Raw genomic sequence first — 11852 nt, 5'->3', positions numbered from 1 at the left:
ATTAAATACGTCCATGCGCACAATGTGACTTATACTTCGGCCTTTAAAAACTCGTCAAGGCCTTGTCTCACGTATAGTCCGTTGTGCGCACTATTTTTATGTATCCGTCAATTTGGCAGGAGCAATTTGCTTCATGAATACCCCAAACGATCCATATAGCAACAACGATCCTTACGGTGACGGCAGCCGGGACAATGAGTCCAATAACTATGACTCCCAGAGTCACGGTTTTCCCAACAATGGTTCGCAGGACTACAACCCTTACGGGTTCGATTCGGACGCACAACATGGCCCGCGTGGACCAGCGGATTCGCCCCAGTGGAATCAGGCTTACGGCCGTGAACAGGCTTATGGCGAAATTCCTTCTTATGGAACTGGCGAGTCGCGCGATAGTTACGGCGGGCAACCCTATGGTGCAGGCTCGAGCTATTGGCAGCAACCGGCAGGCGGGAATCCTGCAGCCGGTGCACTTGCTCCCGGAGTCAACATGCCAGGTGGCGATGAGCCACCGGTGAAGCCTGTGGCACAGGGGCCGACGAAGGTCGACATTGGAAGTGCCTTTTCCGCGGCGTTTCGTAGTCTAAACAGCAATTTTGCTTCCTGGCTTGGCATCATGCTGACGTTCTTCGCCGTACTAGTAGCCCTGATTGTTGGCGCAGCGGCAATTCTCTTTGCATCTGGTGATTTCGATCCGGACTTCGAGCCGAACTATCCAGGCGATGTTCCGTTTGAGGATCTAGGGTCAATGTTCGCGACTCTCGGCGCGATGGCACTCCTAATTGCCGTGGGCATGTTCGCGATGCAGGCATTTATGCTGCGCGGTGCATTCGAAGCTGTCGACGGGCGAGTGCCGAGCTACGGTACTTTCTTCCGTGTAAACCGGTGGGGATCTCTTATCGGTGCCTACATTGTCACGTTCCTGGTGGGGCTGCTCGCCATGCTTCCGGGGATGGCGCTCTTCATCGCTGGAGTATCCCTGTCTGCCAACGGCAGTGAAGCTGCAGCTGCGATGATTCCCATCGGCTACCTGTTGGTACTTGTGCTGTCCATCTTCATCATGCCAATCACAGCGACTATGCCGCTTCTTGTTTTTGATGGTCGAGCAACAGCACTTGAGGCTCCGGTCGTCGCATGGCGCTTGGTGAAGCCTCAGTATTGGACGATGCTCGTTGCATTCATTCTGACGTCGATTGTTTCTTCCGCAGGTGCAATGCTCTTCTATATCGGTATGTTGTACACAGTCCCGCTTGCTCTCCTAGTGCAAGTACATATCTACCGTCAGCTCATCGGTGGCCGGCGGGTTATCAATGAAGCCCAGGAGAATCCGGGTTATTACCCGCCACAGCAGTAGCCAAAAACGAACAAGAAAAAGCGCCCAAGGAACCGGTACAAATTGGTTCCTCGGGCGCTATTTCGTCAGCAGGTAATCCTGCGGGGGAGCGTTCGGCTATCAAAAGCCGAACCTATGCTCCGAATATTTAGCGGGTAGCCTCAGCGAAGACAGCCTGTGCAACACCAGAGACGGTGCCTGCAATCTTCACAGCTTCCCAGACCTGCTCCTTGGTCAGACCAGCATCGCGGACGACCTTTGCGTGAGAAGTCACGCAAGCTTCACAGCCGTTGATGGCAGAAACTGCCAGAGACCACAGCTCGAAGTCTTCCTTCTCGACACCCGGATTGGAGATGATGTTCATGCGCAGGCCGAACTTGACCTGTGCGTAGTCATCACCGAGCATGTGGCGAGTGCGGTAAGCAACGTTGTTCATGCCCATAACGGTGGCCGCACCAAGCGCAGACTCGAAAGCCTCGTCAGACAGGTGCTCCTTGGCTTCCTCAGCGATCTCGGAGAAAACGGTCTCGTTGCAGGTGGCAGCAGCGGATGCAAGCAGGGTACCCCACAGCTGCTGCTCGGAGAGTTCCGTAGAACGGGTGAGAGTGCCAAGGTTCAGCTTCATGTCCTTGGCGTACTCCGGTAGACCGGAACGAAGGTTATCGATGCTCATATGAGTTACTTCAGCTCCTGCTTCAGAACGTCCATCTTGTCGATGTTCTTGGTCGGGTCATTCTTCTGCCAGTTACATGCGCAGACCTCTTCAGACTGAAGAGCGTCGAGAACACGCAGAACCTCGTCAACGTTACGACCGACAGCGTCCGGGGTAACGGAGACGAACTGAATGATGCCGTCCGGGTCAATGATGAAGGTTGCGCGGTCTGCAACACCGTCAGCGTTCTCGACGCCGAGTGCACGCATCAGGTCATGGCGGATGTCGGAGAACATCGGGAACGGGATGTCCAGCAGTTCCTCGTGGGTTGCACGCCAGTTGAAGTGGGAGAACTCGTTGTCGCCAGAGCCACCGAGAATAACGGTGTCACGGTCCTCGAATTCCTCATTCAGCTTGCCGAATGCAGCAATCTCAGTCGGGCAGACAAAGGTGAAGTCCTTCGGGTAGAAGAAGACGACCTTCCACTTACCCTCGTAGGACTCATTGGTTACCTGCTCGAAGTAGTCATCCGGAGAAGAAGCGTTTGCATCACGCAGGTTGCCGCCCTTCAGAGCGGTCAGAGAAAACTCGGGGAACTTGTCGCCAACAGTCAAAATTGCCATGGAATCCTCCTGAATGTATTCCTTTTGGGGTCACACACCATTATGCCTATGGATTCCCGAACCGTCAAGAGGAAAAAGTTAATAAGCTCGTGTAGGCTTATAGGTATGCGTAATAGAGATTATCGGCCCACTTTGCCTCAGTTACGTGCCTTTGTCGCGATTGCCGATACCGGTCACTTCGGTCAAGCCGCTGCCCGCCTCGGCATTTCACAGCCCAGCCTGTCACAAGCGCTTTCCACCCTTGAGCAGGGACTGGGGGTGCAGCTTGTAGAGCGTTCGACTCGCCGAGTGCTGGTGACGCCACTCGGTCGCGGTCTGATTCCATATGCCCGCCAAGCATCTGAAATTGTTGACGAGATTGTTGCTCGCGCCTCTGGCCGTACAGATGATTTGTCCGGACCACTATCCATTGGTGTTATCCCTACGGTTGCTCCATACGTGCTGCCCAACTTCCTCCAGTTGGTTCGTGACGAGCTGCCAGATCTAAAGCCTAGGATTGTCGAAGAGCCGACCGAGCGCCTCATCGAATCACTTCGCTCCGGCACCATTGATGCAGCCATCATGGCACTGCCATCCGATGTGCCTTCCTTTGAAGAGATTTACCTCTACGACGAGGAGTTCTACATCGTCGTGCCAGAGGATCATCCGCTGGCAGGTAAGGAAGACGTAAAGCTTGAGGCAATCAGGGACTTGGACTTGCTTCTGCTTGACGACGGTCATTGCCTGCGCGACCAGGTGTTGGATATTTGTCGCAAGGTCGATGCTGTTCACGGCGAGACCTCCAGCTTGGAAACACGGGCGGCTTCTCTATCCACCGTCGTGCAGTGTGTTGCCGGTGGGTTGGGGCAGTCGCTTGTACCGGAATCGGCTGTCAAGATTGAGGCCGACCGCCCCGGCCTGGCTGTTGCACGATTCGAAGGTCCGGCACGGCCGGGACGCACCATTGGGCTGGTTCACCGCGCATCATCGGTACGCGGCGGCGAGTTCAATCGAATTGCTGAACTGGTACGGCAGGCATACATGGACGCTGTTGCCTAAAGCTCTCTTGGCGCATGCTGCAATAGCGTACGAAATAAGCAAAAACCGGGCTGGCAGTTCCAGCCCGGTTTTTCGCGTTTATCCCTGAATAATTCGCAGCGATCCCAACCTGACCTCGCCGTATTCATCAGATGCAGCCAAGTCAACGTCCGCTTCAAAGCGCCAGCCGTGGTCGCCCTCAGGGTCATCGAGTATCTGGATCACATGCCATAGGCCCTCACCAGCCTTGCGGTCAATCGAAATCATATCGCCGCCGCGAGCCTTTGCATCGATCCCTAGGTCATCGTATTCATCGAAGTAGTCATCCATTGCGGCAGGCCAATCTGGCGCATCGTCGAGGTAGTTGTCCAGGTCGGCCAGCTCCTCCTCCTTTTCAAAGGCAAAGAGCTGCACGTGGCGGAACATGAGATTGCGCACCATACGGGTAAATGCACGTTCGTTGCCTGTAAGGGGCCGCGACTCGTCGGTGCCAAAAGCCGCTTCCTTGAGAGTTTCCTCGTCCAATGGCTTGTCCGGATCGGCCATTTGCGCCCATTCATCCACCAGGGAGTTATCCACCTGCACAACGAGCTCGCCGAGCCATTCCACAATGTCCCGAAGTTCCTCGTTAGCGGCTTCCGGTGGGAGAGAATGTCGCAAAGTGCGCCAGGCATCGGTGAGGTAGCGCAAGAAAATACCTTCAGAGCGGGCAATTCCATACTCAGATACCACGTCCGAGAAAGTCATGGCCTTTTCCACCATCTCGCGCACTACTGACTTGGGCGACAGCGAAAATTCACGCACCCACGGGTGACCTTGAGCATAGGTGTCGAATGCACCCTCCAGCTCGTCGGCAAGCGGCATCGGCCATGTGATGTCTTCGACGATGTTCATACGTTCGGTGTAATCAACACCCTCGGCCTTGAGCGCGGCGATTTCTTCACCGCGTGCCTTTTTCTGCTGCGCGATGAGCAGTGGGCGAGGGTCTTCCAGAATTGACTCAAACACACTGATGACATCGAGTGCGTAGTTCGGGCTGTCCTTATCCAACAGTTCGAGCGCGGCGATGGCGAAAGGCGACAGCGGCTGATTGAGCGCGAAGTCACGCTGCAGCTCCATTGTCAGCTCGGGGCGGCAGTCATCGCCCTCGCCATGCGTGACGACGATTCCCGCGTTGACCAAACCGCGGTAGAGCTCAATTGCGGTCAGAATAGCCTCATTTTGCTGGTGGCGGGTGTCGTGATTGGTGCGCAGCAGATGACGCATGTGTTCGTAGGTATCGCCACCACGTGCAATGACGTTGAGCAACATACCGTTGGTCACTGCAAAGCGGCTGGTCAGCGGCTCTGGTGGCTGAGAAACGATTTTGTCGAAGGTCTTCTCCGACCATGTCACTTCGCCCTTGGGAACGGACTTCAGCCGCAACTTCTTCAGTTTGGCCTCATCCTGGCCGGCACGGCGCCGCAGCTTGGCGTTTTCGATTTCGTGTTCAGGTGCTTCGACAACTACGGTGCCCTCGGTGTCGTAGCCAGCACGGCCGGCGCGTCCAGCGATCTGGTGGAACTCGCGTGACTTGAGAATACGGCTACGACGGCCATCGAACTTGGCCAAACCGGTAATCAGCACCGTGCGAATAGGCACGTTGATGCCGACGCCGAGGGTATCCGTGCCACAGATGACCTTCAGCAGACCAGTCTGAGAGAGACGCTCAACCAAACGACGGTACTTCGGCAGCATTCCCGCATGGTGGACGCCAATGCCCTGGCGCACCAACTTGGAAAGAACTCGACCAAAGGCCGTGGTAAACCGGAAATCGCCAATCTCTTCGCGAATCCGCTCCTTCTCCTCCTTCGTCAGCAGCTTCAGACCGGTCAGTGCCTGAGCCTGTTCAGCTGCTTGGCGCTGGGAGAAAAAGACGATGTAGATTGGGGCTTTGCCGGATTCCAGCAACTCCGCCAGCGTGTCATGAACTGGTGTGTAGACATAGTGGAAATCCAGCGGTACCGGGCGCGTCGTACCTGTAACGAGGTTGACGTCGAGTCCCGTGCGTTCCTTCAAATCCGTCTCAAACTTTTGAGTATCGCCGAGAGTGGCGGACATCAACAGGAATTGGCAACGGGAAAGCTCGAGCAAGGGCACTTGCCATGCCCACCCGCGATCGGGATCCGCATAGAAGTGGAATTCATCCATTACCACCTGGTCAATATCGGCGTCGGCCCCGTCGCGCAGGGCGATATTGGCGACAATTTCCGCAGTTGCGCAGATGATGGGTGCACCACCGTTGACGGTGGCATCGCCGGTCATCATACCGACGTTCTCAGCGCCAAAGACCTCGCAGAGGGCAAAGAACTTCTCGCTGACCAAGGCCTTAATAGGCGCTGTGTAAAAGCTGCGTTGGCCACGGGCAAGCGCGCAGAAGTGGGCAGCAATAGCCACCATGGACTTGCCCGACCCTGTCGGAGTGGCAAGGATGACGTGGTCGCCACCAGCGAGACCAATAGCGGCCTCCTCCTGGGCCGGGTAGAGCGTGATGCCCTGATCCCTGGTCCAGGCAATGAACGAGTCCATAATCGCATCGTCGAAAAGGGACTCTGGAACCTCAGCTAGGTCGGGAAGCATTTCAGATAGTGACACGCTTCCCACCCTAGCGGTAACCCCGGATTAGAAGCGGAACCAGGGCTTCCAGCCGCGCCGACGGCGGGGCTTTTCCGGTTCACCGGATTCTTCGCTTTCCGCCTGCTCTTCCCGAGGCTGTTCAGACTCGGGCTGTTCTGACTCAGGCTGTTCGGCAGTGCCGTCTGCAGAAAACTCCGCAGACCTATCATCCGCCGAGGCCGACTCGGGTTCTTCCGAGTGTGCGTCAGTGTCCTCTGATGTAGTTGCCGAGGAATCCGAGTTGGCCGGGGTCTCCGCCTCGTCGTCAAGCGAGGAAGAATCCTCTACTGGGCGCAGCGGTTGAGAAGCGAGGAACCTTTCGAACTCAGCGCCAATCTCGTCGGCCGAAGGCATCTCGCCGTTAGGTCCAAGTAGGGGAGAAGTCTCCAGCTCTTGACGACGTTGAACTTCCTGGTCGTACTGTTCCTCGAGAAGATTGACCAGCTGAGAGACCTCGCCGGAATCATTCGTCTGCGTATTGAGCAGCTCCGCCACCCGCGCGGATTCCTTCTCCAACGCCTCAAGCGGGAGCTCGAGCTTGGCTAGTTTTGCTACCTCCTGCAACAGCCGCAGTGACGCCAGCGGATACTCAGAGGCCGCGACATAGTGTGGCACCTGTGCGGTGAAACCAAAGGCATCACAACCGCGGCTGGCGAGCTCGTACTCAATGTTCAGGCTCGCAGCACCCGGAACTGTGACGCGGTTTCCCCAGGTATGCATATCACCGAGTTTCCGCTTATCTGTGCCGTGGGCGATGATGCCCAGCGGTCGGGTGTGCGGAACCGTCATCGGTGCCGAGTACAGCGACACAGTCCGACCGACATCGTAGCGCTCCGCCAAATCTGCCACGGCAGTCGAGAAAGCCTCCCACCGCATGTCTGGCTCAGGGCCAGAAAGCAGCAAGAACGGCTTACCGACGTTGTCGCGAACCACATTGAGTGACAGGTTCAAATCGAATACATCCACAATCTGGTCGTGGTTCATCGTCACAGAGGGACGGCGAGAACGATAATCAATCAGCTCGTCGATAGAAAAGTTCACCAATGGACGGTGCTCGAGAGCACCCAAGAGGAAACTAGCTGATTCCGAGACGGCATTACCGGCATCCGCATAACCGCTAAGTGCAATGACCAGGGTCAGATGGCCCTCGCTTCCCGTTACGTCAGGAACCGGAAAAACTACCTCGTACATATTGCCCTGAGGCTTGTCGGTCGGATCACTCACGTACGACTACCTCCTGCATCACATTTTTCGTCATTTGAAGTAAACAACCACGATACCGCAGAAATTATTCCAGTTATCCACAAGTTGAAAGTAGTCCACAGATGGGCCGATTTTTCCGGTCGCGCACAAGCAAGGCTGTTGCGGATTCGATAACAATGAGAGCCACCAGATGGCGAGAGGATTGTCCGCTGTCGAGCTATTCCAATGGGGGAAAAGGGGTAAGGAATTAATGGGAAACAAACAGAACTTCGGTGCAGGACAAAAGCCTGAAATTGAGCCGAGTGTTTTTTTGACGAACCTGCCGGGAATCGTTGGATTCTATCCGCGGGGGCAGGTAGTGATTGCGGCGTTGTATCGTCAGCAGGTCGAAGATCTCATCGATGGCAAGGTCGAGTTTGATCCGACAGCGCATGCTGGCCCGATGCTGATTAAGGATGTGGCCTCGATGGAGAACAATCCTGACTTGGTGCGGGCAGCCGCGGACTTCCTGCTCGATGAAGGATGCACTCACGCAGATGTGTTTATCATCGACGAATCCTGGGGGATTGAAAAGGACTCCACACCTATTACAGGCTGGCTGCGAGAAGGCGGCCTGTATGAGGTGCGTTTGGCGGGCGTTGCCACTATTGCTGCGGGGGAAGTTGTCACGGACGAGCAGGGAGAGATCGTCGGCATTGTCGGTGACAGTCTGATGACCGACAATGCAAATCTAATCTCCCGGCAGGGAGAGCAGATTTTCAAAAACTATGAGGAGTACCGCAGCTATTTTCGAGGTGGCCAATTCCGCGACAGTAAAGACAGGGCTCTGATTGAACGCCTCCGGGAACGAGCGACAGCCGTTGAGCAGCCTAGGAAGCTCAAAATTGGTTCGGACAATCCCGCGCTCATCGAGCATTTCGACATGCTAAAAGCCGCCGTGGAAAACGTGGCCGATGGTGTGATGGATGCACATGAGGCGGTTCGCGATGAAACCGCGGGATATGCCATTGCTGCAGCACTGACCAACGTCACCTTGCGCGATATGTCCATGATTTTCATTACTACGCAGTTGGCGCAATCAATGGGAGAAATCTGGCGCGAGGCCGCAATCGTCCACCGCGGCAGCCTGCGTGCTAACGCTTTAGCGTGTTTTGCCATCGCAAAGTTCGCGGCTGGGCTGGAGAACTATGCGCAAACAGCTCTCGATGAGGCAGCGGGGGAGCAACCGAATCATTCACTGACTCAGTTGCTGGAAATTGCGGTCGCCAATCAAATTGTGCCGAGGTGCGTTGGCACAATTCTTGGTGCGGCACAAGAGGTGCTGCGCAGGGTATACAAGGTGAAAATGCCGCGTATTGATTAGCGACCCTGCAAGCTGTGCTGCAGTACCTAGCGGTGCGCCGAGTGGGCTCGGTCGCCGAGGTTCTTGGTGTACTCCCATGCATCGGCGACGATGGTTTCCAGCTCCGTATGATTGGGCTTCCATCCGAGCTCGTCCATGGCGCGCTGAGAAGAGGCAATAAGGGTTGCCGGATCACCGGCTCTACGCGGTGCATCCTCAGCAGGAATCGGGTGACCGGTGACCTTACGGCAGGTCTCAATAACCTGGCGAACCGAAAAGCCGTCGCCAGAACCGAGGTTGAAGATACGGTGGGTTCCCGGCGTGTTGGACTCCAGTGCCAAGACGTGCGCATCGGCGAGGTCTTTGATGTGGATGTAGTCACGAACCGCGGTGCCGTCCGGAGTCGGCCAGTCATTGCCAAAGACCATAATCTTGTCGCGGTGACCGAGCGCAACCTGCAGTACCAGGGGGATGAGGTGAGTTTCCACCTCACGGTTTTCGCCAAAACCGCCCCAGGCACCCGCCACATTGAAGTAACGCAAGCTGGTAGCGCCGATGTTGTATGCCTTGGCGTAAGACGAGATGGCGTAGTCCATGGCCAGCTTGGTGGCACCGTAAGGGTTGGTCGGTGCGGTTGGCATGTCTTCGGTAATTGGTGTCTTCTCTGGCTCACCGTAGGTTGCAGCTGTCGAAGAGAACACCAGGTTATTCGTACCGGTATCACGCATTGCGTCGAGTAGCTTCAGGGTTTGGCCCACATTGTTGTGCCAGTAGTCGGAAGGAACCTCAACAGACTCGCCAACAAGCGATTTCGCAGCGAAATGAACGACGCCGTCGAAGCTGTCGGAGGACAGAACCTCGTAGGCCTTGTCCGCCACATCGCCTTCGACTAGGGTCGCGCCCTCTGGCACCGCATCACGGTTGCCAACAGAGAAGTTGTCCAGAATGGTGACGTCGTGGCCAAGAGAAATCAATACTGCCGAGCACACGCTACCGACGTAGCCGGCACCACCAGTGACGAGGAGTTTCATTTGATAATCACCATGATTGCGTGAGACAGAGTATCCGGAATGTCAAGAGAATGATCACCACGGGCGAGAGTCACGCGGCCGGCGGCAACCTCGGCAAGTGCCTCAGTACCCGGCATAATTCCAGCCTTGTGGAGACGCTTCATGTAGCTCTGCTCGACCTGCAGGATTTCGTTAATCTGGACGATCTCAACGGTGTACTCGCCGGGGTTTAGATCGGACAGTCGGCGAACGTTCTCTAACGACTCTGGTGACTGAGTCCCACCGAGGTCTCCCAAACCGGGAATCGGATTGCCGAATGGGGAGCGTGTGTAAGAGTCAAGCACGTCGAGAAGTTTGCGCTCGACCTCGTCACTCATTACGTGCTCCCAGCGGCAGGCTTCGTCGTGAACCTTGTCCCATTCGAGGCCAATGACATCCGTAAGTAGGCGCTCAGCTAGGCGGTGCTTACGCATGACAGCCGTGGCCAGCCTGCGGCCCTCGTCGGAAAGCTGCAAGCTGCGATCTGGGGCAACTACGAGAAGGCCATCGCGCTCCATGCGCGCAACGGTTTGGCTAACGGTCGGCCCCGACTGCTCAAGGCGTTCGGCAATGCGAGCACGCAAAGGAATGATGCCCTCTTCTTCGAGTTCGAAAATCGTACGTAAGTACATTTCCGTGGTGTCAACCAAATCCCTCACGGTTTTCCTCCGATAACACAGTCTTAAAAGTTTTCACTCAAGTATTAGGATAACCACACTTGCGCAAGAAAGATGTTAGGGCTCGCAAATCTAGTGGCTTTGGTGCTGATTAGGCAGCGAAAAGCTTGGTTCGGTGGGCGCTGCTGAGACGGAAGGGAGCGTACGCGATGTCGAAAGTTCGACGTGCAGACGAAAACGCCGACCGCCAGTGTGGATGAAACTCCGGCACGGGGTCGGCATTGAAGTCCAGCTCTATCTCAGGGCTGAAATTAGGAACCCTATCGATGTCACCGCCATGTGGCGTTAGTTTGCGTACTCACGCAGCTTGTCAGCACGGTCACCCTCGCGGAGCTTGGACATAACTTCCCGCTCAATCTGGCGGACGCGCTCTCGAGACAGGCCAAAGTGGCGGCCAATCTGATCCAGCGTGCGGGGCAGGCCATCGTCGAGACCGTAGCGGAGCTTAATAACTTCCTGCTCTCGAATCTCGAGAGTGGACAGAACCTTGCGGACATCGTGGTGACGCAGGGAAGCGACAACTGCCTCCTCGGCATCAGTTGCCTCTGAGTCCTCGATGAAGTCTCCCAGAGGAGCTTCCTCATCAGTGCCCACCGGCATGTCCAAGCTCACCGGGTCGCGGGACTGACGCAGCAGCATCTCAATCTTGGCTTCTGGAATGCCGGATTCCTCTGCCAATTCCTCATTCGTAGCCTCACGGCCGAGTTGCTGGTAGAGCTCACGCTTGATACGAGAAATCTTGTTGACCTGCTCAACCAAATGAACAGGGAGGCGAATGGTGCGCGACTGATCAGCCATACCGCGGGTAATAGCTTGGCGAATCCACCACGTTGCGTAAGTGGAGAACTTGAAACCCTTGGTGTAGTCGAACTTTTCCATGGCGCGGATGAGGCCCAAGTTGCCCTCCTGGATTAGATCCAGCAGAGGCATACCGCGGTTGGTGTAGCGCTTCGCCAGCGAGACCACAAGACGGAGATTGGCTTCGAGTAGGTGGGCGCGTGCAGCCTTACCTTCCTTTGCCAAAATCTTGACATCACGCTTCTTTGCGCGGGTCATTTTCGCGCCGGTCTGCAGCAAATGCTCGGCGTATACACCGGCTTCAATGCGCTTAGAAAGTTCCACCTCTTCTTCAGCGCTGAGAAGAGCAGTCTTTCCGATGCCGTTCAAATACACACGAACCAAATCGGCGGACGGATTGGAGTTATTGCCAGTGCGGCGCCCCTTGTCCCGTGGCTGACCTTCCAGTTCGTCATTTTGAATATCGGCACTCTTCATGAATCTGCCTCCTGGATTTTTAAGTGGAC

General features: G+C 55.9%; 10 protein-coding genes. 3 read left to right on the top strand and 7 right to left on the bottom strand.

The genetic code is table 11. The annotated features are described in order from the left end of the window. The first annotated feature begins 133 nt into the window (after window positions 1-133). Window positions 134-1351 (top strand): hypothetical protein, encoded by a 1218-nt coding sequence (locus tag QP995_RS04130; protein WP_284852945.1) that lies wholly within the window; start codon window positions 134-136, stop codon window positions 1349-1351. Window positions 1352-1478: 127 nt separating this feature from the next. Here the strand turns inward: QP995_RS04130 and ahpD are convergent, their stop codons facing one another. Then, window positions 1479-2003 (bottom strand): alkylhydroperoxidase, AhpD family, encoded by a 525-nt coding sequence (ahpD, locus tag QP995_RS04125; protein WP_049170900.1) that lies wholly within the window; start codon window positions 2001-2003, stop codon window positions 1479-1481. Window positions 2004-2008: 5 nt separating this feature from the next. Next, the gene (locus tag QP995_RS04120; RefSeq protein ID WP_016422637.1) at window positions 2009-2605 is read right to left on the bottom strand and encodes a peroxiredoxin; all 597 of its coding nucleotides are present in this window, start codon (window positions 2603-2605) and stop codon (window positions 2009-2011) included. A gap of 105 nt (window positions 2606-2710) precedes the next feature. Between QP995_RS04120 and QP995_RS04115 the strand changes: the two genes are divergently transcribed. Next, entirely contained in the window at window positions 2711-3643 is a 933-nt protein-coding gene (locus QP995_RS04115; RefSeq protein WP_048733293.1) for a hydrogen peroxide-inducible genes activator, read from the top strand. Between the two features lie 78 nt (window positions 3644-3721). Here the strand turns inward: QP995_RS04115 and QP995_RS04110 are convergent, their stop codons facing one another. Both QP995_RS04110 and QP995_RS04105 read right to left on the bottom strand, forming a co-directional pair. Continuing rightward, entirely contained in the window at window positions 3722-6241 is a 2520-nt protein-coding gene (locus QP995_RS04110; protein WP_284852960.1) for a DEAD/DEAH box helicase, read from the bottom strand. 42 nt (window positions 6242-6283) lie between these two features. Then, on the bottom strand, window positions 6284-7501 hold the full coding sequence (locus tag QP995_RS04105) for a PAC2 family protein (RefSeq protein ID WP_284852944.1): 1218 nt from the start codon (window positions 7499-7501) through the stop codon (window positions 6284-6286). A 229-nt stretch (window positions 7502-7730) separates the two neighbouring features. Here QP995_RS04105 and QP995_RS04100 point away from each other — a divergent pair, with 229 nt between their 5' ends. Beyond that, entirely contained in the window at window positions 7731-8843 is a 1113-nt protein-coding gene (locus QP995_RS04100) for a DUF4192 domain-containing protein (protein ID WP_284852943.1), read from the top strand. 26 nt (window positions 8844-8869) lie between these two features. Here the strand turns inward: QP995_RS04100 and galE are convergent, their stop codons facing one another. The 3 genes from galE to QP995_RS04085 form a co-directional block, all read right to left on the bottom strand. After that, window positions 8870-9853 carry a UDP-glucose 4-epimerase GalE gene (gene galE, locus QP995_RS04095; RefSeq protein ID WP_016422642.1) on the bottom strand — a complete coding sequence of 328 codons (984 nt, stop codon included), beginning with the start codon at window positions 9851-9853 and terminating at the stop codon, window positions 8870-8872. Beyond that, window positions 9850-10530: an iron-dependent transcriptional repressor DtxR gene (locus QP995_RS04090; RefSeq protein ID WP_016422643.1), complete on the bottom strand. Its 681-nt coding sequence runs from the start codon at window positions 10528-10530 to the stop codon at window positions 9850-9852. The genes galE and QP995_RS04090 overlap by 4 nt, the downstream gene beginning before the upstream one ends. Before the next feature lie 303 nt (window positions 10531-10833). Continuing rightward, a complete protein-coding gene (locus QP995_RS04085) occupies window positions 10834-11823 on the bottom strand; it encodes a sigma-70 family RNA polymerase sigma factor (protein ID WP_016422644.1) in 990 nt (329 codons plus the stop codon). Between the last annotated feature and the right edge of the window lie 29 nt (window positions 11824-11852).

Origin of the sequence: Corynebacterium sp. MSK032 (genome assembly GCF_030232065.1) — a bacterium.
In the GTDB taxonomy this organism is placed as follows: Bacteria; Actinomycetota; Actinomycetes; order Mycobacteriales; family Mycobacteriaceae; genus Corynebacterium; species Corynebacterium jeikeium_D.
This window is presented reverse-complemented; position numbering and strand designations above follow the sequence as displayed.

Bases quoted from the DNA above. Each gene is read 5' to 3' on its own strand.
- QP995_RS04100 (WP_284852943.1), top strand. From the start codon at position 7,731: ATGGGAAACAAACAGAACTTCGGTGCAGGACAAAAGCCTGAAATTGAG.
- QP995_RS04085 (WP_016422644.1), bottom strand. From the start codon at position 11,823: ATGAAGAGTGCCGATATTCAAAATGACGAACTGGAAGGTCAGCCACGG.
- QP995_RS04130 (WP_284852945.1), top strand. From the start codon at position 134: ATGAATACCCCAAACGATCCATATAGCAACAACGATCCTTACGGTGAC.
- ahpD (WP_049170900.1), bottom strand. From the start codon at position 2,003: ATGAGCATCGATAACCTTCGTTCCGGTCTACCGGAGTACGCCAAGGAC.
- galE (WP_016422642.1), bottom strand. From the start codon at position 9,853: ATGAAACTCCTCGTCACTGGTGGTGCCGGCTACGTCGGTAGCGTGTGC.
- QP995_RS04120 (WP_016422637.1), bottom strand. From the start codon at position 2,605: ATGGCAATTTTGACTGTTGGCGACAAGTTCCCCGAGTTTTCTCTGACC.
- QP995_RS04115 (WP_048733293.1), top strand. From the start codon at position 2,711: ATGCGTAATAGAGATTATCGGCCCACTTTGCCTCAGTTACGTGCCTTT.
- QP995_RS04110 (WP_284852960.1), bottom strand. From the start codon at position 6,241: ATGCTTCCCGACCTAGCTGAGGTTCCAGAGTCCCTTTTCGACGATGCG.